The organism is Streptomyces europaeiscabiei (assembly GCF_036346855.1).
In the GTDB taxonomy this organism is placed as follows: Bacteria; Actinomycetota; Actinomycetes; order Streptomycetales; family Streptomycetaceae; genus Streptomyces; species Streptomyces europaeiscabiei.
Map to the genome: position 1 here is coordinate 7982284 of NZ_CP107841.1, position 25504 is coordinate 8007787.

Annotated in this window: 23 protein-coding genes; 15 read left to right on the plus strand and 8 right to left on the minus strand. The window is 68.0% G+C overall.

Annotation, left to right across the window (positions count from 1 at the left end):
- Positions 1–71 precede the first annotated feature (71 nt).
- Both OG858_RS34785 and OG858_RS34790 read left to right on the plus strand, forming a co-directional pair.
- Positions 72–2645 (plus strand): ATP-binding protein, encoded by a 2574-nt coding sequence (locus tag OG858_RS34785; protein WP_328544121.1) that lies wholly within the window; start codon positions 72–74, stop codon positions 2643–2645.
- Between the two features lie 68 nt (positions 2646–2713).
- Positions 2714–3463: a DUF4118 domain-containing protein gene (locus OG858_RS34790; RefSeq protein WP_328544120.1), complete on the plus strand. Its 750-nt coding sequence runs from the start codon at positions 2714–2716 to the stop codon at positions 3461–3463.
- A 117-nt stretch (positions 3464–3580) separates the two neighbouring features.
- Here the strand turns inward: OG858_RS34790 and OG858_RS34795 are convergent, their stop codons facing one another.
- The gene (locus OG858_RS34795) at positions 3581–4138 is read right to left on the minus strand and encodes a hypothetical protein (RefSeq protein WP_328544119.1); all 558 of its coding nucleotides are present in this window, start codon (positions 4136–4138) and stop codon (positions 3581–3583) included.
- A gap of 289 nt (positions 4139–4427) precedes the next feature.
- Here OG858_RS34795 and OG858_RS34800 point away from each other — a divergent pair, with 289 nt between their 5' ends.
- The 7 genes from OG858_RS34800 to OG858_RS34830 all read left to right on the plus strand — a co-directional run bounded on the left by OG858_RS34800 (position 4428) and on the right by OG858_RS34830 (position 14596).
- Positions 4428–6266, plus strand: coding sequence for an APC family permease (locus OG858_RS34800; RefSeq protein ID WP_328544118.1), 1839 nt, complete (start codon positions 4428–4430; stop codon positions 6264–6266).
- A gap of 305 nt (positions 6267–6571) precedes the next feature.
- Positions 6572–6661 (plus strand): K(+)-transporting ATPase subunit F, encoded by a 90-nt coding sequence (kdpF, locus tag OG858_RS34805; protein ID WP_018566520.1) that lies wholly within the window; start codon positions 6572–6574, stop codon positions 6659–6661.
- A 7-nt stretch (positions 6662–6668) separates the two neighbouring features.
- Positions 6669–8333 carry a potassium-transporting ATPase subunit KdpA gene (kdpA, locus tag OG858_RS34810; protein WP_328544117.1) on the plus strand — a complete coding sequence of 555 codons (1665 nt, stop codon included), beginning with the start codon at positions 6669–6671 and terminating at the stop codon, positions 8331–8333.
- The gene (gene kdpB, locus OG858_RS34815) at positions 8330–10465 is read left to right on the plus strand and encodes a potassium-transporting ATPase subunit KdpB (protein WP_328544116.1); all 2136 of its coding nucleotides are present in this window, start codon (positions 8330–8332) and stop codon (positions 10463–10465) included. Before kdpA ends, kdpB begins: the two co-directional genes overlap by 4 nt.
- Positions 10466–10469: 4 nt before the next feature.
- The gene (locus tag OG858_RS34820) at positions 10470–11138 is read left to right on the plus strand and encodes a potassium-transporting ATPase subunit C (protein WP_328544115.1); all 669 of its coding nucleotides are present in this window, start codon (positions 10470–10472) and stop codon (positions 11136–11138) included.
- Positions 11139–11262: 124 nt separating this feature from the next.
- Entirely contained in the window at positions 11263–11946 is a 684-nt protein-coding gene (locus tag OG858_RS34825; protein ID WP_328544114.1) for a response regulator transcription factor, read from the plus strand.
- Positions 11947–12049: 103 nt separating this feature from the next.
- On the plus strand, positions 12050–14596 hold the full coding sequence (locus tag OG858_RS34830) for a sensor histidine kinase KdpD (RefSeq protein ID WP_328544113.1): 2547 nt from the start codon (positions 12050–12052) through the stop codon (positions 14594–14596).
- A 190-nt stretch (positions 14597–14786) separates the two neighbouring features.
- Here the strand turns inward: OG858_RS34830 and OG858_RS34835 are convergent, their stop codons facing one another.
- The 3 genes from OG858_RS34835 to OG858_RS34845 are packed head-to-tail and all read right to left on the minus strand — an operon-like array spanning position 14787 to position 15794.
- Positions 14787–15113, minus strand: a complete 327-nt coding sequence (locus tag OG858_RS34835) for a DUF1048 domain-containing protein (RefSeq protein WP_328544112.1) — start codon at positions 15111–15113, stop codon at positions 14787–14789.
- Between the two features lies 1 nt (position 15114).
- Entirely contained in the window at positions 15115–15471 is a 357-nt protein-coding gene (locus OG858_RS34840; RefSeq protein WP_328544111.1) for a DUF1048 domain-containing protein, read from the minus strand.
- On the minus strand, positions 15468–15794 hold the full coding sequence (locus OG858_RS34845; protein WP_328544110.1) for a PadR family transcriptional regulator: 327 nt from the start codon (positions 15792–15794) through the stop codon (positions 15468–15470). Before OG858_RS34845 ends, OG858_RS34840 begins: the two co-directional genes overlap by 4 nt.
- A 387-nt stretch (positions 15795–16181) precedes the next feature.
- On the opposite strand from OG858_RS34845, the gene OG858_RS34850 reads away from it, so the two are divergent.
- Positions 16182–16517, plus strand: coding sequence for an ArsR/SmtB family transcription factor (locus OG858_RS34850; RefSeq protein ID WP_328544109.1), 336 nt, complete (start codon positions 16182–16184; stop codon positions 16515–16517).
- Positions 16517–17221: a cation transporter gene (locus tag OG858_RS34855; RefSeq protein WP_328544108.1), complete on the plus strand. Its 705-nt coding sequence runs from the start codon at positions 16517–16519 to the stop codon at positions 17219–17221. The genes OG858_RS34850 and OG858_RS34855 overlap by 1 nt, the downstream gene beginning before the upstream one ends.
- A gap of 12 nt (positions 17222–17233) precedes the next feature.
- On the opposite strand, the gene OG858_RS48280 is transcribed toward OG858_RS34855, so the two are convergent.
- From OG858_RS48280 to OG858_RS34875, 4 genes are all read right to left on the minus strand, one after another.
- Positions 17234–17695: an ATP-binding cassette domain-containing protein gene (locus OG858_RS48280; RefSeq protein WP_408059444.1), complete on the minus strand. Its 462-nt coding sequence runs from the start codon at positions 17693–17695 to the stop codon at positions 17234–17236.
- A 22-nt stretch (positions 17696–17717) separates the two neighbouring features.
- On the minus strand, positions 17718–18722 hold the full coding sequence (locus OG858_RS34865) for a hypothetical protein (protein WP_328544107.1): 1005 nt from the start codon (positions 18720–18722) through the stop codon (positions 17718–17720).
- Between the two features lie 142 nt (positions 18723–18864).
- Entirely contained in the window at positions 18865–19368 is a 504-nt protein-coding gene (locus OG858_RS34870; RefSeq protein WP_328544106.1) for a DUF4365 domain-containing protein, read from the minus strand.
- A gap of 192 nt (positions 19369–19560) precedes the next feature.
- Complete coding sequence (locus tag OG858_RS34875) at positions 19561–19923, minus strand: glutamate ligase domain-containing protein (RefSeq protein ID WP_328544105.1); 363 nt, start codon at positions 19921–19923, stop codon at positions 19561–19563.
- A 593-nt stretch (positions 19924–20516) separates the two neighbouring features.
- Between OG858_RS34875 and OG858_RS34880 the strand changes: the two genes are divergently transcribed.
- From OG858_RS34880 to OG858_RS34895, 4 genes are all read left to right on the plus strand, one after another.
- On the plus strand, positions 20517–20930 hold the full coding sequence (locus tag OG858_RS34880; RefSeq protein ID WP_328544104.1) for a hypothetical protein: 414 nt from the start codon (positions 20517–20519) through the stop codon (positions 20928–20930).
- Positions 20917–21552, plus strand: a complete 636-nt coding sequence (locus OG858_RS34885; protein ID WP_328544103.1) for a hypothetical protein — start codon at positions 20917–20919, stop codon at positions 21550–21552. Before OG858_RS34880 ends, OG858_RS34885 begins: the two co-directional genes overlap by 14 nt.
- Positions 21553–21995: 443 nt before the next feature.
- Positions 21996–23861 (plus strand): ATP-dependent nuclease, encoded by a 1866-nt coding sequence (locus OG858_RS34890; RefSeq protein ID WP_328544102.1) that lies wholly within the window; start codon positions 21996–21998, stop codon positions 23859–23861.
- Positions 23862–24022: 161 nt separating this feature from the next.
- A complete protein-coding gene (locus tag OG858_RS34895) occupies positions 24023–25285 on the plus strand; it encodes a competence protein CoiA family protein (RefSeq protein ID WP_328544101.1) in 1263 nt (420 codons plus the stop codon).
- Positions 25286–25504 lie beyond the last annotated feature (219 nt).

Consider the following 25504-nt stretch of genomic DNA (forward strand, 5'->3'; position numbering starts at 1 on the left):
CGCTTCGGTAGGGGCAGTAACCCCTTCCCCCCGGGGAGTTGATCGCCAGTGAGCGGAGCACGTCGGCTGCGATGAGTGACGTACGGACCAATACTAGTGAGGTACGGACCGGCAGAGGTGAGGTACCGGCGGGTGCGGGTGACGTACGCCCCGGACGCCTCAAGGTCTACCTCGGTGCCGCCCCGGGGGTGGGGAAGACCTATCGCATGCTCGACGAGGCGCGGCGCAGAGCGGCACGCGGCGCGGATGTCGTGGTGGGGTTCGTCGAGTGCCACGGGCGTCCCGGCACGGAGGGGATGCTCGACGGACTGGAAGTCGTCGAGCGGGCCTCGTGCGTCTACCGCGGCGGGGAGTTCGAGGAGATGGACCTCGCCGCGGTCCTCGCGCGCCGCCCGCAGGTCGCGATCGTCGACGAGTTCGCCCACAGCAACGTCCCCGGCGGCGGCCGCAACCCCAAGCGCTGGCAGGACATCGAGGAACTGCTCGCGGCGGGGATCGATGTCATCAGCGCCCTCAACATCCAGCATCTCGCATCCCTCAACGACGTCGTCGAGAAGATCACCAGAGTGCCGCAGCACGAGACGGTGCCCGACGAGGCCGTACGACGGGCCCATCAGGTGGAGCTGGTGGACATCCCGCCCGAAGGACTGCGTCGCAGGATGGCGCACGGCAACATCTACGCCCCCGAGAAGATCGACGCGGCCCTCGCCAACTACTTCCGCCCCGGGAACCTGACGGCGTTGCGACAGCTCGCCCTGCTCTGGGTCGCCGACCGCGTGGACGAGGCCCTTCAGTCGTACCGCTCCGAGCACGGCATCGGCGGGGTGTGGGAGACCCGGGAGCGAGTGGTCGTGGCCCTGACGGGCGGACCGGAGGGCGACACACTGATCCGCCGGGCCGCCCGGATCGCCGACAGGTCGGCCGGCGGTGATCTCCTCGCCGTCCACGTCACGCGCAGCGACGGCCTCGCCGCCGGCACCTCGCACGCCTCCCTGGCCCGGCAGCGGCGGCTGATCGAGGACCTCGGCGGCAGCTACCACTCCGTGGTCGGAGACGACGTCGCCGGCGCCTTGGTGGAGTTCGCGCGCGCCGAGAACGCCACCCAGCTCGTCCTCGGCACCAGCCGCCGTGGCCGTCTCGAACGCTTCGTCACCGGACGCGGCACCGGCGAGACGGTGGTCGAGCTCTCCGGCGACATCGACGTCCACAAGGTCACGCACGAGCGGGCGGGGCGCGGCACGCTGCTGCCCTCCCGGCGCCGGACCCTGTCGACCGTACGGCGCACAGCGGGCCCGGTCGCCGGACTGCTGCTGCCCGTTGCACTCACCTTCCTACTGGACCTGAACGTGGCCAGGGACAAGCTCAACCTCACCAGCGAGGCCCTGCTCTACCTGCTCACCGTGGTGGGGGTGGCCTGCATAGGCGGGGTCATGTCGGCGGTGATCGCGTCGCTGACGGCGTCGGTGCTGCTCAACTACTGGTTCATTCCGCCCGTCGGAGAGTTCACGCTCGACGATCCGAACGCGTTCGTCGCCCTGTCCGTCTTCGCGGTGGTGGCCGCCGTGGTCGCCGCCGTCGTGGACCGCTCGCTACGCCTGTCCCGGCGCTCCGCCCGCGCCACCGCCGAGGCGGAGACGATGTCCTCGCTCGCGGGCACCATCGTGCGGGGCGGCGCGACCATACCCGCACTGGTGGAACGTACCCGCGAGACCTTCGGCATGGCCTCGGCGGAACTGGCGGAGCTGATGGACGAGCCGCCCGGAGAGGACGGCATGACGGCCGTACCCGCCGGCCCCGGTGCCTTCCTGGTCCTGAGAGGCCGCACCCTCCCCTCCTCCGAGCGGCGGGTCCTGGCCGCCTTCGCCGCGCACGTGGGGTCGGCGGTCGAGCGGGCCCGGCTGGCCGAGGCCGCCGCCGAGGTCGAGCCGGTCAAGGCCGCCGACCGGATGCGTACGGCACTGCTGCGGGCCGTCGGCCACGACCTGCGCACCCCGCTGGCCGCCGGCTGGGCAGCCGTCACCTCGCTGCGCAGTCGCGACGTGGAGTTCTCGCCCGAGGACCGGAACGAACTCCTCGCCACCGCCGACGAGTCCATGGCCCGGCTGAACCGGCTGATCGAGAACCTCCTCGACCTCAGCCGCCTCCAGGCCGGCGCCCTCACCCTCGACCTGCGCGCCACCACCCTGGAAGAGGTACTCCCGGCCGCGCTCGCCGACACCCCCGAGGTCGAGGTGGCGGGCCTGGAGGAGGTTCCGGTGGTGCTGGCCGACCCGCCGCTGCTGGAGCGGGTGATCGCCAACCTGGTCGGCAACGCCGCCCGCCACAGTCCGGCGGGGCGCAAGGTACTGCTGACCGCGAGCGCCCACGCCGGCCGGGTGGAGGTCCGGGTCGTCGACCGGGGCCCCGGCCTTCCGCCGACCGACCGCGACCGACTCTTCGAGCCGTTCCAGCGCCTGGGCGACACCGACAACACGACGGGGCTCGGCCTGGGCCTGGCACTCTCGCGGGGCCTGGCGGAGGCCATGGACGGCACCCTCACCCCGGAGGACACTCCCGGCGGCGGTTTGACCATGGTGCTGTCCCTGCCCTTCGCCGAGCGGGCGGAGCATCCCAGTGGTACGCAGACCATAGGAGGCGGCGTATGAGCTCCGGAAGCGGCGTACGAGGGCATGGGCCCTCAGGCGCTGTGGCGAACGCAGGAGGAGACGGTGTGATGACCGGTTATCCGCTCCGGGACAGGCTCGCCCTGGCGGCGGGGCTCGTGGGACCGTTCCTGGTGGCACTCGCACTCGTGCCCTTCCGTACCGACCTGTCCCGCACCAACGCCGCGCTGATTCTCGTCGTGGCCGTCGTCGCAGTCGCCGCTCTCGGGAGCCGCGTGGCCGGCGTGCTCGCCGCGCTGTCGGCGACGGCCTGGTACGACTTCTTCCTCACCCGCCCGTACCAGACCTTCGACATCAACGCCTCCGGTGACATCGAGACGGCGGTGCTTCTGCTGATCGTCGGCCTGATCGTGTCCCAGCTCGCGGCCCGTGCCCGCCGCCTGGAAGTGATCACGGTGACGGACGCCGACCACCTCCGGCGCATCCACGAGACCGCCGCACTCGCCCAGTCGGCCAACTCCGCGGACACAGTGGTCGACCACGTCCGGGGCCAGCTGACCGAACTGCTCGGCCTGCGTGCCTGCCGCTTCGAGTACGGCACCCTCATGGGTCGGCCACCCCGCCTGGAGCAGGACGGGAACATCGCGGTCGGCCGCCGGCGCTGGGACGTCGACGCCGGCGGCTGGCCGGACGGCGAGATCGAACTGCGCACGTACGGCAACGGCCACTACCTCGGCCGTTTCATGCTCACGCCCGGTCAGGGTGCCGTCCCGCCGCTCCGGGCTCGCCTTGTCGCGGTCACCCTCGCCGACCAGACGGGCGCGGCCCTCGACACGGCGGGGCCGGTACAGGACGGCTGACACCGGAGGAGGCACACCGGCGGTACCAGCGAAACCGGCGGCACCGGAGCCGCATCCGGCGGACCGGCCGGGGACGAGCCCCGACCGGTCCGCCGAGCAGCACTTCGTGCGACGGGCTCAGTCCAGCCCGGAGACCTTGAACACCGTCAGAGCCGTCGCACGGTCGATCTGCTCGGACAACTGGTGCAGCGCTGTCGCCCCGCAGAGCAGCAGCCCGGCGTCGGCCGACTTGTGGGCGTCCTCGTGCAGGTGGCGCCACAGCTCAGGATTGCTCATCAGAACCTGGGGATCGATCTCGACCCGGCCGCCGAACTCGTCCCGCAGGAGGAGCCGTTGGGAGACGCCGTCCAGGCAGCGCACCGACACCAACCGGTCGGTGCGGACCCGCCGCTCGCGCAGCAGCGCGCGCGAGGACAGCCAGCCCTGGCCCGCAGTGACCCTGGGCGGGAAGAGGATCACGAACAGGAGCGCGGCGAGACCGGCCCACAGCCCGCACCGTACGGTCGTGAGGCTGCCGTCGCCCCAGTCGATCAGCAGGAGAAGAGCGAGAAGTACGGTCGAGCACTGGACCGCGCCGCGTAGTTCCCCGGCCCAGCGGCGGTCGTACGTCACTTCCGCGGCGGGCTGTGCGTGTGAGTGGACCGAGTCGTCCCGCGCGTCATGGCTGCGTCCCATAGGACCGACGGTAGGCATCCGGGAGGCCGGGATCCCGCCCTTTGACGCGACTCTGACGGGTGCCCTGCTCCTCCTTGACGCCCGCAGCGATGCGGGCCGAGGGTCGGGACATCACCGCGACGGAAGTCGTGCGGGTCACAGGGCCGTCAAGGCAGCGTCAAGGTTGGGGGCTTCGGCGCGAAGAAGGCGCAAGGAGCGGTCGCACACGGCGGGAATCGGACAGAGCCTGGGCACACCCGCGCATCGCCTCCCCGCGTGCGCGGGCCCTTCGTCCAAGGAGCACGCGTCCATGTCTGTCCTGACCATCGAGCCGGGCGAGGCCCCCGCCGCCGAGGAACCGCCCGATACCGGTGAACGGCACCGGCTGACCGCTGTCACCGGCCTGGCCGCTCTCTCGCTGGACGCGATGGCGTCGGTGGCGTACGGCCCCGAGGCGATCGTCCTGGTGCTGGCCGCCGCCGGCGCGCACGGGCTCGGGTTCACGCTGCCGGTGACGCTGGCGATCGCCGGGCTGCTCGCGGTGCTGGTCGCCTCGTACCGGCAGGTCATCGCGGCCTTCCCGGACGGCGGGGGTTCGTACGCCGTGGCGAAGACGCACCTCGGGGCGCGCACCAGCCTGGTGGCCGCCGCCTCCCTGGTCCTCGACTACGTACTCAATGTCGCCGTCGCCGTGACTGCGGGTGTCGCCGCCCTGACCTCGGCGTTTCCCTCCCTGTACGGCGACCGGCTGTTGCTGTGCCTCGTGGTCCTGGTGCTGATCACCGCGGTGAACCTGCGTGGGATCGTGGAGTCGGCGAAGGCGTTCATCGTGCCGACCGCCGTGTTCGTCGTCTCGATTCTGATCCTGATCGCGGTCGGGCTGTTCCGGTCGGCGCCCGTCAGTACGGCCACCGCGGCCGGGCATGCCTCCGTCCTCGCGGACAACGCCACCACCGTCGGGGCCCTGCTCCTGCTGAAAGCTTTCGCCTCGGGCTGTTCGGCGCTCACCGGTGTGGAGGCCCTCGCCAACGCCGTGCCGTCCTTCCGGGTGCCACGGGTCAAGCGGGCGCAGCGTGCGGAGGTGGCGCTGGGGGCCGTGCTCGGGGTGATGCTGATCGGGCTGTCGGTGCTGATCTCGCGCTTCCACCTCCAGCCGGTCGAGGGCGTCACCGTCCTGGCCCAGCTCGCGGACGCCTCGCTCGGGCACAACTGGGCTTTCTACGTCATCCAGTTCGCGACGATGATCCTGCTCGCCCTGTCCGCGAACACGTCCTTCGGCGGTCTCCCGGTGCTGCTGAAGCTCCTCGCCCGGGACAACTACCTGCCGCACGTCTTCGCACTGAAGGCCGACCGCCAGGTCCACCGCCACGGCGTACTGGCGCTGTCCCTGATCTCCGCCGCGCTGCTGGTCTTCTCCGGCGGTGACACCAACACTCTCGTGCCGCTGTTCGCCATCGGTGTCTTCGTCGGCTTCACGATCGCCCAGGTCGGCATGGTCCGGCACTGGCGCGAGGAGCGTGGGACGGGCTGGCGGGGCAAGGCGCTGCTGAACGGCTTCGGCGCCGTCCTGACGGGTGTGTCGGCCGTGGTCGTGACGGCGACGAAGTTCGAGGAGGGCGCCTGGCTGATCGTGATCGCCCTGCCGCTGCTGGTCGCCGCCTTCACGGCCGTGCACCGCGCCTACGGCCGGATCGGCGAGCGGCTGGGCCTGGGCCGGATCCCCGAGCCGCCGCACCGCGACCGTTCCGTGGTGATCGTGCCCGTGTCGAACCTGTCCCGGCTGACCTGCGAGGCCATCAACGCCGCCGCCTCCCTCGGCGACGAGGTGCGCGCGGTCACCGTCTGCCACTCCGACCCCGAGGACCGTGCCCACGCGGCCGCCCTGGCCCGCGACTGGGCCCGCTGGGACCCCGGCGTGCCGCTGATCCCGCTCACCTCCGAGCGCCGCTCCCTGGGCCGCCCGATCGCCGCCTACGTGGGCGAGACGGCCGCTGCCGAGCCCGGTGCCCGAGTGACCGTGCTGATCGCCGAGGTCGAGCCGGACCGGCTGTGGCAGCGGCTGCTGCAGAACCAGCGGGGCGCCGTGGTCGCCCACGCCGTGCGGAAGGACACGGACGCGGTGATCTGCCGACTGCGATTCCGTATCTGACCCCATCTGATCCCCGCCCCGATGGCCCGTACATCACGGTCCTGGCCGGCGGCGCGATCAGGCGCCCGGGGGGATTGGTTCCGGCAGATGGATCAGCCCGCCGTAAGAGTTCCGTCAAAGGCGCACGAACCTGCGTATGGGAGGCGTCAACGACAGCCGAATCCGGCCAGACAGGCGCTTTCCTCTAACAGTCCGCTCGATCCGAACCTCATCTAGGAGTTAGCGATGGCCGACCTGGCCTTCGTCGTCATCACGATCGCGGTGTTCGCGCTGGTGGCTCTCGCCGCCAAGGGGGTGACGAAGCTGTGACCGCCGAGAACGTTGTCGGCCTGATCGTGGCCGTCGCCCTCCTGGGTTATCTCGTCCTCGCCCTGATCTTCCCGGAGAGGTTCTGAGAACGCGATGGGTCCCGTACTTGCCGGCATGCTCCAGCTGCTCGCTCTGATAGCGGCACTGGCGCTCGCCTACGTCCCCCTCGGCGACTACATGGCCAAGGTCTACTCCTCCGACAAGCACTGGCGCGTCGAGAAGTGGATCTACAAGGGCATCGGCGCCAATCCGAACACCGAGATGCGCTGGCCCGCCTACCTGCGCGGTGTCCTCGCCTTCTCGGCCGTTTCGGTCCTCTTCCTCTACCTGCTCCAGCGGCTCCAGGGTGTCCTGCCGGGCTCGCTGGGCTTCTCCTCGATCGACCCGGACCAGGCGTTCAACACGGCCGTGTCCTTCGTGACGAACACCAACTGGCAGTCCTACTACGGCGAGCAGGCCATGGGCCACCTCGTCCAGACCGGTGGACTGGCGGTCCAGAACTTCGTCTCGGCGGCCGTCGGCATCGCCGTCGCGGTGGCCCTGGTACGAGGGTTCGCCCGTTCGCGTACCGGTGAGCTGGGCAACTTCTGGTCCGACCTGGTGCGCGGTGTCGTACGCATCCTGCTGCCGTTCTCCGTCGTCGTCGCGGTCGTGCTGGTCGCGTGCGGCGTGATCCAGAACTTCTCCGGCATTCACGAGGTCGGGCAGTTCATGGGCGGGTCCCAGCAGTGGAACGGGGGCGCGGTCGCCTCGCAGGAGGCCATCAAGGAGATCGGCACCAACGGCGGCGGCTACTTCAACGCCAACTCCGCGCACCCCTTCGAGAACCCGACGCCGTTCACCAACCTGTTCGAGATCTTCCTGCTGCTGGTGATCCCGTTCTCGCTGACCCGGACGTTCGGCCGGATGGTCGGCAGCCTGAAGCAGGGCTACGCGATCCTCGCCACCATGGCGACCATCTGGGTCGGCTTCGTCGCCCTGATGATGTGGACGGAGTTCGCCCACCACGGCCCGGCGTTCGACATCGCCGGCGGTGCGATGGAGGGCAAGGAGACCCGTATCGGGGTCGGCGCCTCGTCGATCTTCGCGGTGTCGACGACGCTGACCTCGACGGGGGCGGTGGACTCCTTCCACTCCTCGTTCACTGGGCTCGGCGGCGGGATCACGATCCTGGGCATGCAGTTGGGCGAGATCGCGCCCGGTGGTACCGGCTCCGGCCTCTACGGCATGCTGATCATGGCGGTCATCGCGGTGTTCATCGCCGGTCTTATGGTCGGCCGTACGCCCGAGTACCTGGGCAAGAAGATCGGCACCCGTGAGATCAAGTTCGCGGCCTGCTACATCCTGATCACCCCGGCGCTGGTGCTCGTCTTCACGGCAGCGGCGATGGCGTTGCCGACCCCGGGCAACTCGATGACCAACAGTGGTGCGCACGGCTTCTCCGAGATCCTGTACGCCTACACCTCCGCGTCGAACAACAACGGTTCGGCCTTCGCCGGGCTGAACGCGGACACCCAGTGGTTCAACACGACCCTGGGTCTCGCCATGGCCCTGGGCCGGTTCCTGCCGATGGTGTTCGTCCTCGCGCTGGCAGGTTCGCTGGCCGAGCAGCAGCCGGTGCCGGCGACCGCGGGCACCCTGCGGACCGAGAAGCCCCTGTTCACGGGTCTGCTGGTGGGCGCGATCCTCATCATCACCGGTCTGACCTACTTCCCGGCGCTCGCGCTGGGTCCGCTGGCCGAGGGGCTGGCGTCATGACCACCCGCACAGAGAAGCAAGAGGACTCGATGTCCACATCCACCCCTACCCGGGCGCCGCACAGCGATGTGCCGACCGGCCACAAGGACGAAGGACGCGTCGGTGCGGGTCTGTTCGACCCGAAGCTGCTGCTGAAGGCGCTGCCGGACGCGTGCCGCAAGCTGGATCCGCGGGTGATGGTCAAGTCCCCCGTGATGTTCGTGGTGCTGGTCGGGTCCGTGCTGACGACGGTGTTCTCCTTCAAGGATCCGGGCGACTGGTTCGGCTGGGCCATCAGCGTCTGGCTCTGGCTGACCGTGATCTTCGCCAACCTGGCGGAGGCGGTCGCAGAGGGGCGCGGCAAGGCCCAGGCGGACACACTCCGCAAGGCCAAGACCGACACGATCGCGCGGCGGCTGGCCTCGGACGGCAAATCCGAGGAGCAGGTGCCCGGGACCGAGCTCAGGATCGGCGACCTGGTCGTCTGTGAGGCCGGTGACATCATCCCCGGCGACGGTGATGTCGTCGAGGGCGTCGCGTCGGTGGACGAGTCGGCGATCACTGGTGAGTCGGCTCCCGTGATCCGCGAGTCGGGCGGCGACCGGTCGGCCGTGACCGGCGGTACGAAGGTGCTGTCCGACCGGATCGTCGTCAAGATCACGACGAAGCCCGGCGAGACCTTCATCGACCGCATGATCGCCCTGGTCGAGGGCGCGGCCCGGCAGAAGACGCCGAACGAGATCGCGCTGAACATCCTGCTGGCCTCGCTGACCATCGTGTTCCTGCTGGCGGTGGCGACCCTGCCGCCGTTCGCGGACTACGCGGGCACGCATCTGACGATGGTCGTGCTGGTGGCGCTGCTGGTCTGTCTCATCCCGACCACGATCGGCGCGCTCCTGTCGGCGATCGGCATCGCGGGCATGGACCGGCTGGTGCAGCGCAATGTGCTCGCCATGTCGGGGCGTGCCGTCGAGGCCGCCGGTGACGTCTCGACCCTGCTGCTGGACAAGACGGGCACCATCACGCTGGGCAACCGGCAGGCGTCGGAGTTCGTGCCGGTGAGCGGGACGACGGAGGCCCAGGTCGCGGACGCCGCCCAGCTGTCCTCGCTGGCCGACGAGACGCCCGAGGGCCGCTCCATCGTCGTCCTGGCGAAGGAGAAGTACGGGCTGCGCGAGCGCCAGCAGGGCGAGTTGGCCGGTGCCGAGTGGATCGCCTTCACCGCCCAGACCCGCATGTCGGGCGTGGACGTCGACGGGCGTAAGGTCCGCAAGGGCGCGGCCGGATCGGTCGTCGCCTGGGTGCGGGAGCAGGGCGGCGAGGTGTCCGAGGACGCCGGCGCGCTCACCGACCGGATCTCCGAGGCCGGAGGCACCCCGCTGCTCGTGGCCGTCGAGGACACCGACGGGGCACGGGTGTTGGGCGTCATCCACCTCAAGGACGTCGTCAAGGAGGGCATGCGGGAGCGGTTCGACGAACTGCGCCGCATGGGCATCAAGACGGTCATGATCACGGGCGACAACCCGCTGACCGCCAAGGCGATCGCCGAGGAGGCGGGCGTCGACGACTTCCTCGCGGAGGCGACTCCCGAGGACAAGATGGCCCTCATCAAGCGGGAGCAGGCGGGCGGCAAGCTGGTCGCGATGACGGGTGACGGTACGAACGACGCGCCGGCCCTCGCCCAGGCCGACGTGGGTGTGGCCATGAACACCGGAACCTCGGCAGCCAAGGAGGCCGGGAACATGGTGGACCTGGACTCCAACCCGACGAAGCTGATCGAGATCGTCGAGATCGGCAAGCAACTCCTCATCACCCGGGGCGCGTTGACGACGTTCTCCATCGCCAACGACGTCGCGAAGTACTTTGCGATCATCCCGGCGCTGTTCGCTGCCGTCTATCCGGGCCTGGACAAGCTCAACATCATGGGACTGTCCTCGCCCGACTCCGCGATCCTCTCCGCCGTCATCTTCAACGCGCTGATCATCATCGCGCTGGTGCCGCTCGCGCTGCGAGGCGTGCAGTACAAGCCGATGAGCGCCGACAAGATGCTCCGCCGCAACCTCACGATCTACGGCATCGGCGGCCTGATCGCCCCCTTCATCGGCATCAAGATCATCGACCTGCTCATCTCCCTCATCCCCGGAATCGGCTGATCCCATGAACAACTCGGTTACCAACACCGCCCGGTTGCTCTGGGCCGGCCTGCGCGCGCTCCTCGTGCTCACCGTGGTGACGGGCGTCATCTACCCCCTGGCCGTCACCGGTGTCGCCCAGGCCCTGTTCAACGACAAGGCGAACGGCTCGGAGATCAAGTCGGAGGGCAAGGTCGTCGGCTCGTCGCTCATCGGGCAGTCGTACAACCTGCCGTTGAAGAAGGGTGAGGAGACACCGGCTCCCGACCTGAAGTGGTTCCAGGGACGGCCGCAGAACGGCCTCGGCAGCAACAGCGTCAACACCCAGTACAAGCTGATCCTCTCCGGCGCGACCAACCGCTCCGGCGACAACAAGGACCTCATTGACTGGGTGACTGCCGCCAAGGCCGCCGTCATCAAGGACAACTCGGTGGGCGGCTACACGGTCAAGCCCGCCGACGTACCCGCCGACGCGGTCACGTCCTCCGGCTCCGGCCTCGACCCGGACATCTCCCCGGAGTACGCCGACCTCCAGGTCCACCGGATCGCCGAGCAGAACGGACTGACCGTCGCCCAGGTGCAGAAACTGGTCGACGACCACACCGACGGCCGCACCCTCGGCTTCATCGGCGAGCCGCGGGTCAACGTCCTCGAACTCAACATCGCGCTCAAGGAACTCGTGGCGAAGAGCTGATGGCCTTACGCGCACCACGCGGGAGTTGGCAGACCGGGCGACACTCCGATCCGTCAACTCCCGCAGCCATGAAGCTTGTTCCGCACGGCTCCGGCCCTCCGCACGACAGGAAAGGCGTACACCGATGACCCGGGTTCTGGTGGTGGAGGACGACCCTCAGCTCGTCCGGGCTCTGGTGATCAACCTGCAGGCCCGCCAGTACGGAGTGGACCCGGCGCCCGACGGCGCCACCGCGCTCCGCCTCGCCGCCGCTCGCCAGCCCGACGTGGTCCTCCTCGATCTGGGCCTGCCCGACATGGACGGCGTGGACGTCATCAAGGCTCTGCGCGGCTGGACCCGCGTACCGATCCTGGTCCTGTCCGCCCGCCGGGCCTCCGACGAGAAGGTGGCCGCTCTGGACGCGGGCGCCGACGACTACGTCACCAAGCCGTTCAGCATGGACGAACTGCTGGCCCGGCTCCGCGCGGCCGTCCGCCGCACCGAGTCGACACCGCTCGCCCCCGAAACCGTCCTGGTGACGACGGACGACTTCACCATCGACCTGCTTGCCAAGAAGGCCACCCGGGACGGACACGACATACGACTCACCCCGACCGAGTGGCACCTGCTGGAGATCCTGGTCACCAACCCCGGTCGGCTGGTCACGCAGAAGCACCTGCTCCAGGAGGTCTGGGGGGTCACACAGAGCAACAAGACCAACTATCTACGGGTCTACATGGCCCAACTGCGCCGCAAGCTTGAGTCGGACCCCTCTCACCCCCGCTATCTCATCACCGAGCCCGGCATGGGATACCGCTTCGAAGGCTGAAGCGGGCGCGGTCACCACGGACCGGCCCCGCACTTCACCGCCCCCCCGTACCCGTACTGGCACCCGCACCGGCCCCCGCCCGCAGAGACGAAGAGACGAGAAGATGGCACGCGGCAAGCTTCGGATTTACCTCGGTGCGGCACCGGGCGTCGGCAAGACCTACGCGATGCTGTCCGAGGCGCACCGTCGCGTCGAGCGGGGCACGGACTGCGTGGTCGCCTTCGTGGAGCACCACCACCGGCCGCGCACCGAGGTGATGCTGCACGGCCTGGAACAGATCCCGCGCAGGGAACTGGAGTACCGGGGAACCGTCTTCACCGAGATGGACGTGGACGCGGTGCTCGCCCGGAACCCCCGGGTGGCCCTCGTCGACGAGCTGCCCCACACCAACATCCCCGGCTCGCGCAACACCAAGCGCTGGCAGGACGTCGAGGAACTCCTCGCGGCCGGCATCGACGTGATCTCGACCGTCAACATCCAGCACCTGGAGTCGCTGGGCGACGTCGTCGAGTCCATCACCGGCATCCGGCAGCAGGAGACCGTACCGGACGAGGTCGTCCGACGGGCCGACCAGATCGAGCTGGTCGACATGTCCCCGGCGGCACTGCGCCGGCGTATGGCACACGGCAACATCTACAAGCCGGACAAGGTCGACGCGGCCCTGTCCAACTACTTCCGCCCGGGCAACCTGACCGCACTGCGCGAGCTGGCGCTGCTGTGGGTCGCCGACCGGGTGGACGAGTACCTGAACGAGTACCGCAGCGAGCACCAGGTGTCGAAGATCTGGGGCTCCCGCGAGCGGATCGTCGTCGGGCTGACCGGTGGGCCCGAGGGCCGCACGCTGATCCGGCGGGCCGCGCGGCTCGCGGAGAAGGGGGCCGGCGGCGAGGTCATGGCCGTCTACATCGCCCGCAGCGACGGCCTGACCTCCGCGTCACCGAAGGAACTGGCCGTCCAGCGCACCCTCGTGGAGGACCTGGGCGGCACCTTCCACCACGTCATCGGGGAGAACATATCGACGGCGCTCCTGGACTTCGCGCGCGGTGTGAACGCCACACAGATCGTCCTCGGGGTGTCGCGCCGCAGGGGCTGGCAGTACGTCTTCGGTCCGGGCGTCGGCGCGACGGTGGCCCGTGAGTCGGGGCCCGACCTCGACGTCCACCTGATCACACACGACGAGGCGGGCAAGGGGCGCGGACTGCCCGTGGCCCGCAGTGCGCGGCTCGGCCGGTCCCGGGTCATCTGGGGCTGGCTGGTAGGCGTGGCCGGACCGGCCCTCCTGACGCTGCTGCTCACCGGCGTCACGCCTTCGGTCGGCCTGGCCAACGACATGCTGCTGTTCCTGACCCTGACGGTGGCCGCGGCCCTGCTCGGCGGGCTCTACCCGGCCCTGGCCTCGGCGGTGGTGGGCTCCCTGCTGCTGAACTGGTTCTTCACCCCGCCCATCCACACCCTGACGATCGCCGACCCCAAGAACATCGTTGCCATCGCCATCTTCGTCGGCGTCGCCGTGTCGGTGGCCTCCGTGGTGGACCTCGCGGCCCGGCGCACGCATCAGGCGGCGCGGCTGCGCGCCGAGTCGGAGATCCTCTCCGTGCTGGCGGGCAGTGTGCTGCGCGGGGAGAACAGCCTGGAGTCGCTGCTGGAGCGGGTCCGGGAGACCTTCGGGATGGAGTCGGTCGCCCTGCTGGAGCGGGCCAGTGACGTCGATCCGTGGACCTGCGCGGGCAGCGTGGGCACGCGAACGGCGGTCGCACGGCCGGAGGACGCGGACGTCGACATGCCGGTCAGCGACCGGATGGCGCTGGCTCTTTCGGGGCGGGTGCTGCCGGCCGAGGACCAGCGGGTGCTCGCCGCGTTCGCCGCACAGGCCGCGGTGGTCCTGGATCGCCGGCGGCTCCAGTCCGAGGCCGACCAGTCGCGTGCGCTGGCCGAGGGCAACCGCATCCGTACGGCGCTGCTCGCCGCCGTCAGCCATGACCTCCGTACACCCCTGGCGGGCATAAAAGCCGCTGTCTCCTCGCTCAGATCCGATGACGTGGACTGGTCCGAGGAGGACCGGGCGGAGCTGCTCGAAGGCATAGAGGAGGGTGCGGACCGTCTCGACAATCTCGTGGGCAATCTGCTGGACATGTCCCGGCTGCAGACCGGCACGGTCACCACGCTGATCCGCGAGATCGACCTCGACGAGGTGGTGCCGATGGCACTGGGCGGCGTACCCGAGGACAGCGTCGAACTCGACATCCCCGAGACCCTGCCGATGGTCGCCGTCGACCCCGGGCTCCTTGAACGCTCGGTCGCCAACCTGGTCGAGAACGCGGTGAAGTACAGCCCTGCCGAGGAGCGGGTCCTGGTGTCGGCGTCTGCGATGGCCGATCGGGTGGAGATCCGGGTGGTGGACCGTGGCCCGGGTGTCCCGGACGATGCCAAGGACCGCATCTTCGAGCCGTTCCAGCGGTACGGGGATGCGCCGCGCGGAGCCGGGGTGGGCCTGGGTCTGGCGGTGGCGCGCGGCTTCGCGGAGGCGATGGGCGGCACCCTCGCCGCTGAGGACACCCCCGGCGGCGGCCTCACCATGGTCCTTTCCCTCCCGGCAGCGTCCGACGTTCACCCGGTCCGCCCCGAGCTTCCGGCTACCGCCACTTCCTGACACCCCCTGCTCCCGGGGTATTCCGGGAGCAGCCCTCGCTGAGCCAGGTCTCGCCGGCCTGCTCGACCACCTCGGTGGACAGGATCTGCGGCAGCTTCTGGTGGCCGGGTCGGCTGGCGCCTGTTCGCGCTGCGCCGAGGTGAACGAACCACGCGTGCGGGCTACGCCCGTCGGCATGGGGCGGCGAGGGTCACTTCCCGGCTGTGCCGGATTCCCCGCTGATGGATTCCTGGTAGACGTCCGCATAGGTGGGAGAGTCCTTGACCAGGTCGTCGCAGAACGCGGCGACGTCGTTGCCGACGAGTTCCAGGACCCCCTTGCCCGCGGCGACGCCCTCCTCGAAGAAGTCGACGATCCCGGGGAGCAGGGGCCCGTCAGGCAGGTCGATCGGTCCGATCTTGAACAGGTACTTCTGCATCTCCTTGTAGACGATCCGGTAGTCCTGCGGAAGTGCCTTGACCCGAGCCGTGTGTGCCCGCCACTGCTTCTTGCCCTCGATGATGTCCTGGATGCCCACGTCAGCCTCCCAGCCGGCTCAGTTTCCTTGCGACGTTCCTGTTCAACTGCTCGCGCCACCGGTCGCGATAGGTTCGCGCCCCTTCTCCACCGGCCAGCGCTGTGCAAAAGCCTCGGATGTCGTCGCCGAGCACCTCGTGGACGTTCTGCCCGTCCGCCGCTGTTTCTTCGAGCAGCCCCAGGGCGGCGTCGAGGATCGGCATCAGGCTGCGGCCGGTGAAGCTCCCATGGGGAAAGAGGTGGCCCTTGATCTGTTCCCACGCCGCCTGGTGGTCGTCCGGCAGGGCCTCGGCCCGGGCTTCGAACGCCTTCCATTCCCTGGTGAGATCGCTGCCTGTGATGGTCTCCCAGAAGTTCATCTCGCGCCCTCCTTGAGCTTGTCGATGCGTGCTGAGACGTACTGCCATTTCGCCCAGAACTTCGCGAGTTCCTCGCGTCCGGCTTCGTTGAGCGCGTAGAACTTGCGCGGCGGACCAACCCCGGACGGTCGTTTCGTCACCTGGACGAGTCCGTTCCTCTCCAGCCGCAGCAGGATCGTGTACACCGTCCCCTCGATGACGTCGGCGAAGCCGAGCTCGTTCAGCTGACGGGTGATGGCGTACCCGTAGGTCTCCTCGCTGCCGATGATTTCGAGCACGCACCCTTCGAGCGTGCCCTTCAGCATCTCCGTCAGGTCGTCCATCGCGGTTACTCCTCAGCGCTATCGGTACTGCGTGGTACCGAGTACCGCTATACCGTATCACCTAGTAGTGGAGGGTGGCAGTGTCTCCTTCGTGCAGGTGAGCGGCGGCGAAGCGGCTCAGGTCGTCGAGACCGGCATTCAGACACCCGTAGGGCAGGGCTGGGTGACGGTTCATGACGTATCACCTGCGCCGGGACCGGCAGCGTGCGACCGGACTCCAGTAAAACCCGCTCGCCCTCACCGTCATTGCGACCGCCTGCTTCGTCATCCGCTGCGGCTTCAAGCGCAACGGCTGGCTGTAGTCCACGGCCACGGGACCACCGGATCGCCGAAGCCTGTCACAATCCACGATGTCCTGAATTCAGGAATCCGTGTACTGTCGTGAGTGTGCTGACTGTTGCCTCCGACATCGAAGTCCTCGCCCGGTTCGGCCGCGCGCTCGCCGACCCGATCCGCTGCCGCATCCTGCTCGCCTTGCGCGAGGCTCCGGCCTACCCCGCCGACCTCGCCGACACGCTCGGCGTCTCCCGCACCCGGCTGTCCAACCACCTCGCCTGTCTGCGCGACTGCGGACTGGTCGCCACCGTGCCCGACGGCCGTCGTACCCGTTACGAGTTGGCCGACGAACGCCTCGGCCACGCGCTCGACAACCTGCGTACCGCCGTGGTGGCCGTCGAGACCGACCGCACCTGCGTGGACGCCGACGAGAAGGGGTGCTGCTGATGACGGCGATATCCCTCGGCCCCTCCCCGGCCCGGCGTGACGCGCTCGCCCGACGGATACGTCTGCTGGTGGCCGCGACCATCACGTACAACGTCATCGAGGCGGTCGCCGCCCTCACCGCCGGCACTCTGGCCTCCTCCACCGCCCTGATCGGCTTCGGCCTGGACTCCGTCATCGAGGTCTCCTCGGCCGCCGCGGTCGCTTGGCAGTTCTCCGCCCGCGAGCACGCCGTACGCGAAGCGCGCGAGAAGACGACCCTGCGCATCATCGCGGTGTCGTTCTTCGTGCTCGCCGCCTATGTGGCGATTGATGCCGTACGTTCACTGGCCAGCACCAGCGAGGCGGAACGCTCCCTCCCCGGCATCGCGCTCGCCGCGCTCTCCCTCGCGGTCATGCCGCTCCTGTCCGCAGCCCAACGCCGGGCCGGGCGCGAACTCGGCTCCGCCAGCGCGGTCGCCGACTCCAAACAGACCCTGCTGTGCACGTACCTCTCGGCCGTACTCCTGGTCGGCCTGATTCTCAACGCCACCCTCGGCTGGTCCTGGGCCGACCCCGCCGCCGCTCTCGTCATCGCGGCCATCGCAGTCAAAGAGGGCCGCGACGCCTGGCGCGGGGACGGGTGCTGTGCCATCCCGGTCACCGGTGCGGCCCAGGCCCAGGCCGAGGACGGGTGCGGGTGCCGGTCCGGCTGCACTTGCTGCTGACACGCAGCCCGTTCAGGGTGTCGCCACCGCCGTGAGCGTCCCCTGAAGCCGAATGCCGCGGTTGAAGCGACGCAACAGCAGCAGCGCGGTCGTGGCGAGGCCGGTGAGCAGGCCCAGCCAGATGCCGACGATCTCCCAGCCCGTGGCGAGGCCGGAGAGCGCGGCGGCGGCGTCGAGCATCGCTGTCATTTCGTCGCAGATGAGCCAGCGGGGGCGCAGAACGAGGGCGCGGGCCAGGCAGGCGCGTTGGAGCTGTCCGTTGCTGACCTCGTGCGGGTGTCTGGGCAGCAGGTCGGGGGTGAGGCCGAGGGTGATGGCGAGTTCGGGGACTACCGTCTCGGACCTCCCCGGTGGAGCGCCCGTGGCATCAGCCGCGTCCGCCGGAGAATCCATCACCCGGCAGTGCGGAAAGGGTTGACGGAGCTCTGGATCGGCGCAAAACACCTCGAGACCGCTGCGGGAGCGAGACGGCACTTTGCGCGAGATCCGGAACGGTTCAACCAGTCATTTGGTCCGAGCCGAGCGAGGGATCGGGCCCGAAGTCGTCCACCTCCATCGTGGCGTGTCCGCCTGGTGGGCTGGTGAGTCTGCCCTGGACACGGACGGGGATGCCGTCATCGTGGCAGCGGACGGCGGTGTGGTACGCGCTGTCGGGCAGGTCCATCCAGACGGTTCTGCTGCGTCGTTTGATCAGAGTCTGGACCCCTACCCGGCCGGTTTCATCGTCCGGATGGCGACTGAGATCGGTGACGATGCCGTAGATGAGGTGTTGGCTGGTGTAGATGCGGGTCTTCAACTGCGCGGACACCCGGTCGACGATGTCGATCGCCGCTTGGTTGAACTCCACCTGCGGAGGAGTCCCTGGTGGCGGCGAGGCCACCCGGGACCAGTTGAAAGAGACGTTGAGGGAGCCGACGGAGTCCGTGCTCACCACTTTGCTGAGAGCTTGGCACAGCTCATAAGAGACGCCCTCGCCGATCGAATCCGTGATCTCGCTGGGGGTGGGCTCCCGTTCAGTGCTCGCCATGTCTTCCAGTACTCCCAGGGCGCGGGACATCGTGGCAGTGACGCGTCGGTCGAAGAGCGTTTCCTCCACCCCGACCTCGATGTACTCCTGACCGGGGAAGTACACGTCCTCGGGGGAGCGCGCCTGGCTGATGATGGGGACGATGTACGACCCCCTACGGGTCTGCCCCAGCCGGACCTCCCGTGCCTGTTCCCGTGCCCGGGTGGGGAAGTTACGGAAGTGCCCCTGGCGTCGGATGGTGGCTGCGGCGGACGCTACACGCAGGCGCTTGGCGGAGATGAACAGTTCGTAGCCGGCCTCCAAGGGGATCGATCCGTCGCTGAGCGAGGGGTGGGATGCCTTGAGATCGGTCACGTCGTTGAAGACGGTGGCAACGGCGTCGTAAACGGTTCGCGTGTCCTGGGACTCGATGCGTGCCAGATCTGCCAGGAGGATCTGGGTTCGCTTGGCGAAGTCCGGGGCGCCTGGCTTCATGGGCACCAGGACAACCTCTTCGGATGGTCCGGGCAGACTCCACAGCTCCGCAACGGTGCCACCGGAAACCGGAGTCCAGCCAGTGACCTTGAGGTAGCTGCGGATCTCCTCAGGACCGAAGTCGGGCTCACTGTGCACCACCTCAGTCCACCTCCCGACCGCTGGCATTGGTCAGCCGACGCGCCGCGTCGAACATCGCGTTCATGGCCTTCACTGTGAGCGGCTGGTGTTCAGGGAGGCTGACTGCAGTGGTGACGCTGCCGTTGGCCTTCCCCTTGCCCTGTAACGAGGCCCAATAGCCATGACAGGCCAGGACGATCGACTCCGGCTGATGAGTCACCCAGCGGCCGATGTCCGGGGGAACTATCAATAAGGCGAGGTGGCCCGGGGCTGAGCGTTCCGGGTCGCGCAGCTTGTCGTACGTCTCGACGTCGAGGTCGAAGCTGTAGCCACCACGAACGATGCGCGGGCTCTGCGTGCACTTGAGCTGGATGTCGACCATCAGGCCGTGCGAGCGAAGGGTGACATCGACGCCGTCCTTGTCGACATTCCAGTCGCAGATCGTGTAACCGCCCTGAGTTGCAAGGACATGCACATAGGCGCGACTGACTTGTTCCTTCTGCCAACTCGACGCCTCTGCGGCCACTGGTCCCCCTCCCCTTGGCGTGATCGCGAGGATAAGCGGAGAGAGACTCCGGGGGAATAGGGCCTCATCTCTCACGTACGTCGGAGAGTCCCGTCCTCCGTGCCCGAGCCTGTCGACAACTCCGGTGCGCCCGCCCGTGAAGTGGGATCGAGTGGAACCCTGTCCTGGCGAGCTGACGGGGGTGGGCGCGGCCTACAGGCCGGTGACGGGTTGCCCGGTGAGTGCTTGGGCGATCTGCCAGAGCTGTCCACCGCGGGACGCCTTCACGAGGACGACATCGTCGGGGCGGAGGATGGAGGCCAGGTAGGCGGCGGCGGTGCCGTTGTCACCGACCATCGCGATGTCCGGGACGCCCGCTGCGCCCGCCGCGAGGGCGAGTTGCTTGGCGAGGGTATCGCCGACCGTCACGACGAGATCGACGCCGTTCTCGGCCGCCATGCGCCCGACCTCGCGGTGGGCCTCCACTGCTTCGTCGCCCAACTCCAGCATCTCTCCGAGTACGGCGACCCTCCGGCCGCCTGTGGCCTCGGTCGTGTCGCCGTCTGTCTCGGGCATCAGGACTCTCCGTTGTTCAAGGGCGCGAAGGCGATCGCGCGGCCGGTGTAGGAAGGGGACAGGCGGCTGAGGGGCAGGACTTCGTTGCGCGGCAGATCACACCATTTTCTTCGCGATCTCCAACAGTGCGGTGAACCAAGTCACTGTTCGCTGAGGTCCACCCCAGTCCAATCACGGCAACTGAGACCACGCACGGAGAAAGGCCCCCACCGCGAACGGGCCCAGGCACTGGCGGAGGATGCGAGATTCGAACTCGTGAGGGGTTGCCCACAACACGCTTTCCAAGTCTTCGCCTGGGGGTTCGGTAGGGAACGGGGGTGTTCTGACCTCGGGTGGAGGGAGTGGTGGGGAGGGCTTCGGACGGCGCTGGACGGGGGCGAATGAGACCAGAACTGAGACCAGGGTGCCCAGTGTTGTGCCTGGTCGGACGCTGTGTCTGGGCCCGTGCGACGTGCTGTTCAGGGGCCGGTGTCGCCCGGCTGACCGCGTGCCGGTGCCGGAGTCCGTGTATGTGGATTGTCCCCTCAGAGTGTCAGTGGTGCCCGGTAGGTTCTGCTGGGGCACGTAACCGCGAACGGGGAGACATTTCGATCATGTACGACGCCGAATTGATGGCCGTGGCCACTGGTGCGGCCGGCACGCTCGTCGCGGCCATAGCCACGTCGGGCGCCGAGGTGATGCGCCTGAAGGTCGCGCACTTCTTTCGTCTGGCCACCCCGGATCAACAGAGAGTTGCTGCTCAGGCAGTGGACGACACCGCTGCGCAGCTCACCTCGCCTTCTCTAGAAGCCCAGGCGCTCGCAGCGACCGCTTGGGCGCAGCTCATCGCCCGGTATCTTGCCGAGCACCGCGGCGCCATGAACGAGGTGGACGAACTCGCGGTGTCTTCCTCGCGGGTCTCGAAAGTCTGGAACCAGCACAACACCGGCACTGGAACGTTTATCGGTGGTGACGTCCAGGGTGGCGTGACCTTCAACTATGGCGGGGCGTCAGATGGTGGACGCTGAGCACCGTGAGCAGCACAACCACGGCTCCGGCACGTTTGTGGGCGGCGACGTGCACGGTGGCCTGTGGCAGGTCTTTCTCCCGCCCTACGGGAAGAAGACGTCCGGCAATCCGGCGCCGACGCAGCGACAGCACGAGCAGGACGACGAGGGTGAGAATGACTACGAGGGCGTTCTGGGGTCTCTGATCGGGACTGCATTGATTTCCGCTTGGGCTGGTCTGGTCGTCGTCTATGCGGTCATGGGCTGGCCTTGGACCGACCACGAACCGACTCCGGGCATCGCTGCCCGCATCGGCGGAGGGCTCGTTGCTTTCTACGCCTGCTTGGCCGCGGCAGCTGCCTCCTTCGCCCGTCTCGCTCAGATTTTCGAGCTCTGGTCGGAGCAATGTGCCATCACGGCTGTACAAAGCCGAGGTCGGTTGTTTGCCAGGCCCCCTGCGTCCATGTCCAGGGCAATGGCTGGCTTGACGGCAGCGGCAGCTGTTGCAGCCGAACTGCTTGCGTCTTTGTACGGCTGGTCCTCTTACGGGGGTGAAGTATCGCAACGCGCGCATCTGGCCCGCCTCAACGCGGCTGCCAACGCGGAGTCGGCTCGCGCCGCGACGAATAGGCCCAAGGCATAGTCGCTGTAAGCCACTGCCAGAACTCCTCCGCGCCGAGCCCGGCCGCTTCCCGACCACCTTGCGTCAACTGTCTTGCCCCCTGCGCGAATCACGCCCTGTTGCGTTTGGCACGAGGAGGAGTATTTAGTCGAGGCCGCCAAGCTCCGCAACGGCGGCTGGCGGGTCGCGTAGCTCCGGGCTCGGCTTCTGTTGCTACTGCCGTTGATCCCGCCGACGGTACATCCCTGCCTATGCCGATTTTGGTCTCGCGTGACCGGCGGGGCGCATCCAGATGCGGGTGCTGCTGCACGTCTGTACGCACGCCTACCTCGGTACGGGACCTGTAGCGGATGTCTCATGTATCCAATTATGAAAAGAAACTGACCACACATCACATCTGGCGCTAGCGTCACGGATGTCCCTGTGGGCCTAACAGCCCCATACCCTTGTAACCCAGGACGCTCGTGAAGATTAAGCGCGTATGTATCGAGAACTTCTGCTGCCTGCGCACGCTGGACGTCTCGTTCGATGCCATCACCTCCCTCATCGGCCCCACGGGCGTTGGCAAGTCCACCGTGTTGCGCGCCCTTGACTGGTTCTTCAACGGAGACAAGGGCGGAGGGCTCGGGGAAGAGGACGTTCACTCGGCGGCGGAGGGCAAGCGGATCCGAGTGGAAGTGGAGTTCGACGGGCTGACGGCCTCCGACCGCGTCGCGTTGGGCTACTACGCGCCTGACGGGGTGGAAACGATGCGGATCTGGCGTACGTGGGAGGACGGAGACGACCGGATCACCGCGAAGGCACTGGCGTACCCGCCGTTCGACGAAATCAGGCGGCAGGAGGGGAAACGCGAGAAGGGCAACGCGTACAAGGTGCTGCGGGAGGGTAACCCTGGGCTGGACCTGCCTGCCGCAAAGAGCTGGGACGACGCAGAGGCTGCCATGCGCGTCTGGGAGTCGAAGAACCGCGACCAACTCGCCGAAACGGACGTCGAGAGCACGCAGTTCTTCGGGTTCGCCGGACAAGGGCTGCTGGCCAAGCTGATCGACTTCGTGTTCATCTCCGCTGACCTGCGCGCATACGAGGAGGCGGACGACAGCAAGGCCACGGCGGTGGGCCGGATCCTTGAGCACGCGGTGGACCGCTCTGAGGCCGAGGCCCGGTTCACCGCGATCGAGGACGACGCGCAGACGGCTCGCGAGAAGGTGCACAAGGAGGTCTACGGGCCGATGCTCAAGAGGCTGTCCGGCTCGCTGTCCGACGAGGTCGCCAAATTCAGCACGGGGCGACACATCGTCGTGAAGCCTGTGGCGCAGACTCCGAAGCCGGCCAAGACAGCGTTCGCGGTCAGCATCAGGGACGGGGCAGCCATGACCTCGGTGCGTCGCCAGGGCCACGGCTTCCAACGAGCGCTGATCATCGCGGCGCTGAAGTACCTCGCGGAAACTCGCCGACCCGAGGACGGGACCCGATCGCTGTGCCTGGCCATCGAAGAGCCGGAGCTTTTCCAGCACCCGGCGCAGACAAGGGTCTTCGCTCAGGTTCTGCGCGGCCTTGTCGCTTCGGCGGCGGACCGAACTCAGGTGATGTACGCGACTCACAGTCCGGTATTCATCGACCCCCGCAACTACCAGCAGATCCGTCGGCTGGCCAGGGTAGGTGGTAGGGACCATCCCGACGTGAAGGTGCGGCAGCTCTCCGAACAGGATCTGGTGGAGTCCCTCAACGGTCGAGTGTCGGAGAAGTCCATCCGGCGTCATGCGACAACGCGCTACGTGAAGGACCTGGCAGAGGGACTGTTTGTCACGGCTGCTGTGCTCGTCGAAGGGGAGTCGGATGAGGCTGTCATCCTCGGGTTCGCCGAACAGCAGGGCCTAAGCCTCGGCGCGAACGGCATCAGCGTCATCAATGTAGAGGGCAAGGGCAACCTTGTCCTCGCCCACGCCATCCTGAGTGGGTTCGGTGTCAGGTGCTACGTCGTCTTTGACGGCGACACGGGCCCCAAGGCGATGGCGGGCAAGCCTGACAAAGTGCCTCTAGAGGGCGAGAAGAACATGAATATCCTTGGCTACCTGGGTGCTTCAGAGACCGCTCGGCCGGCCACCGCATGCGAGGCGACCCATGCGGTCTTCGAGGATGACTTGGAGTCGTATCTCGCCGAACACTGGCCAGCGTGGAATGAGCGTCGTAAGGAACTGGCCAAGCAGGGCGACGGCTACATCGCAGACTGTAAGCACGCACCGACCTACGCCGAGGCCGCTCGTACCGCCGGGGGAGAGCCGAAGCTCCTGTACGCGCTGTTGGAGAACGTGATGGCGCTGGCCAGTTAGCCCTGGGCTTGTGCTGAGCCCTCTCGCGACAGTTGGCGATCTCCGTCCTGTCGAGGACCCTCGTTGGCCGGTGACCTCGCTGCCGAGCGAGGCCACCGGCACCCTTGTTCGCACGTCAGGCGGTCTATTCGACTGCCAGTAGTGCTCCTTATCGTGTTGATATGGCAAATGGGGTGTGGCACACCGGATATGACATAGAGATCAATCTGTCCCTGCCTGACCTCGGTCACGAGGATCGACCGGATCTGCTCCGAGAGATCACCGCGAGCGTCGCTGACCGCGACTCGCAGCTGCTCGAATGTCTCGCGCATCATGACGGGCGCGAGTGTCTGTCGGAGTCCGGCGGAAAGTCTCCGTGGATGTTTATCCGCCGAGGCCGCGTTGGGGGCCGTCGGCCGCTTGTGGCGTCACATCTGCCGATTACGCACAAGGCGACCCCGGCGGAGAGCGCACAGCACAAGGCCACGAAGGAGCGGGTCGTCGAGACGGCTTCGCGCTCCGGTCTGGATGCAGATGCAGAGGTTGCCACGGCGAATCGACGGACGGTCTCCGATGCCCTCATCATCGGCCCTGGGGGTCTCCGCATTGGCTGGGAGATCCAGTACCACCACCTCAGCCCCAGCAGCGTTCATCGCCGGTCCGTCAACGCCGTACAGCACGAGATCACACCTCTGTGGGTGGCGAAGGACCGTACGGCCTCGCTGATCGACCGGGCGCCGTGGGCTCGCGTGGACGACATGCCGTGGAAGGAGATCGCCGATGGCAAGGAGATGGTGATCCGCGGTGGATATCGCTATCTCCAGGTCTGGAAGTGCGTGTCCAGCAGCGATCGTCACTGCCCCCTCTCCGGAGGAGCAGGCCACTGCGGTGGGACTCATGCCGAGTGGTTCCTCCCCGCTCTGTGCCTACCGGAGAAGAAGCCGGTCCATATCGAGGATCTCGTTCTCTCCAGCGCGACAGGGGAGAGTGTCCCCGTCTACGTGCCCAATCGGGGCAGTGGCCGGGCTGGCCGGCACATGTGGGTGCCGGCGGACGACTGCGAGTTATGGCGGGAGCTGGTCGGGGAGAAGACGCCCCTTCCCGTCGCGCCGGTGCAGGAGGAGGACGACCAGATCACCTTCGCCGACCAGGAGATCGACCGCGTGTGCCGCGCAGGCGAAGAGGGATGGTTCGTCAGCGACGCTCGGCCCATCCGTGATCTGGGACAGCCCACCGGCGGCTACACGCTGCCGCGAATGCCGCTGCAGCGATCTGTGAAACCGTCACTGATCACGTCTGTAGAGCGGGCCGCCGCCTCGGCCGCGCTGGGCTGTCCACCCTGGGAGCTGGGGCTGTGCACAGGCTGCGGCCAGATGATGCGCCGGCACGGACGCGATGCGGCCATGTACTGCGCGGTGTGCCGCGTCGAACTCAACGGCCCATAGCCGGGGCCTTTGCACTGTCTCGTGCGAACCGGGTAGGCCCTGAATCGGGCGTTCTCGAACCTACTCACCGTCGGGGCTGCCGCGTTGGCCGGAGCCAAAATTGACTGATGCTGGATAAACCCCAGACTCGGCAAGATTCTTCGAAGGTGAAAGCACCAGGCCAGGTGCTTGGTCACGCCTTTCCGACGAACGGTCGGAAAAAGCACAACTAGGCGAGGG

Bases quoted from the DNA above. Each gene is read 5' to 3' on its own strand.
- OG858_RS34785 (WP_328544121.1), top strand. From the start codon at position 72: ATGAGTGACGTACGGACCAATACTAGTGAGGTACGGACCGGCAGAGGT.
- OG858_RS34790 (WP_328544120.1), top strand. From the start codon at position 2,714: ATGACCGGTTATCCGCTCCGGGACAGGCTCGCCCTGGCGGCGGGGCTC.
- OG858_RS34795 (WP_328544119.1), bottom strand. From the start codon at position 4,138: ATGGGACGCAGCCATGACGCGCGGGACGACTCGGTCCACTCACACGCA.
- OG858_RS34800 (WP_328544118.1), top strand. From the start codon at position 4,428: ATGTCTGTCCTGACCATCGAGCCGGGCGAGGCCCCCGCCGCCGAGGAA.
- kdpA (WP_328544117.1), top strand. From the start codon at position 6,669: ATGGGTCCCGTACTTGCCGGCATGCTCCAGCTGCTCGCTCTGATAGCG.
- kdpB (WP_328544116.1), top strand. From the start codon at position 8,330: ATGACCACCCGCACAGAGAAGCAAGAGGACTCGATGTCCACATCCACC.
- OG858_RS34820 (WP_328544115.1), top strand. From the start codon at position 10,470: ATGAACAACTCGGTTACCAACACCGCCCGGTTGCTCTGGGCCGGCCTG.
- OG858_RS34825 (WP_328544114.1), top strand. From the start codon at position 11,263: ATGACCCGGGTTCTGGTGGTGGAGGACGACCCTCAGCTCGTCCGGGCT.
- OG858_RS34830 (WP_328544113.1), top strand. From the start codon at position 12,050: ATGGCACGCGGCAAGCTTCGGATTTACCTCGGTGCGGCACCGGGCGTC.
- OG858_RS34840 (WP_328544111.1), bottom strand. From the start codon at position 15,471: ATGAACTTCTGGGAGACCATCACAGGCAGCGATCTCACCAGGGAATGG.
- OG858_RS34845 (WP_328544110.1), bottom strand. From the start codon at position 15,794: ATGGACGACCTGACGGAGATGCTGAAGGGCACGCTCGAAGGGTGCGTG.
- OG858_RS34855 (WP_328544108.1), top strand. From the start codon at position 16,517: ATGACGGCGATATCCCTCGGCCCCTCCCCGGCCCGGCGTGACGCGCTC.
- OG858_RS34865 (WP_328544107.1), bottom strand. From the start codon at position 18,722: ATGAAGCCAGGCGCCCCGGACTTCGCCAAGCGAACCCAGATCCTCCTG.
- OG858_RS34875 (WP_328544105.1), bottom strand. From the start codon at position 19,923: ATGCCCGAGACAGACGGCGACACGACCGAGGCCACAGGCGGCCGGAGG.
- OG858_RS34880 (WP_328544104.1), top strand. From the start codon at position 20,517: ATGTACGACGCCGAATTGATGGCCGTGGCCACTGGTGCGGCCGGCACG.
- OG858_RS34885 (WP_328544103.1), top strand. From the start codon at position 20,917: ATGGTGGACGCTGAGCACCGTGAGCAGCACAACCACGGCTCCGGCACG.
- OG858_RS34895 (WP_328544101.1), top strand. From the start codon at position 24,023: ATGGCAAATGGGGTGTGGCACACCGGATATGACATAGAGATCAATCTG.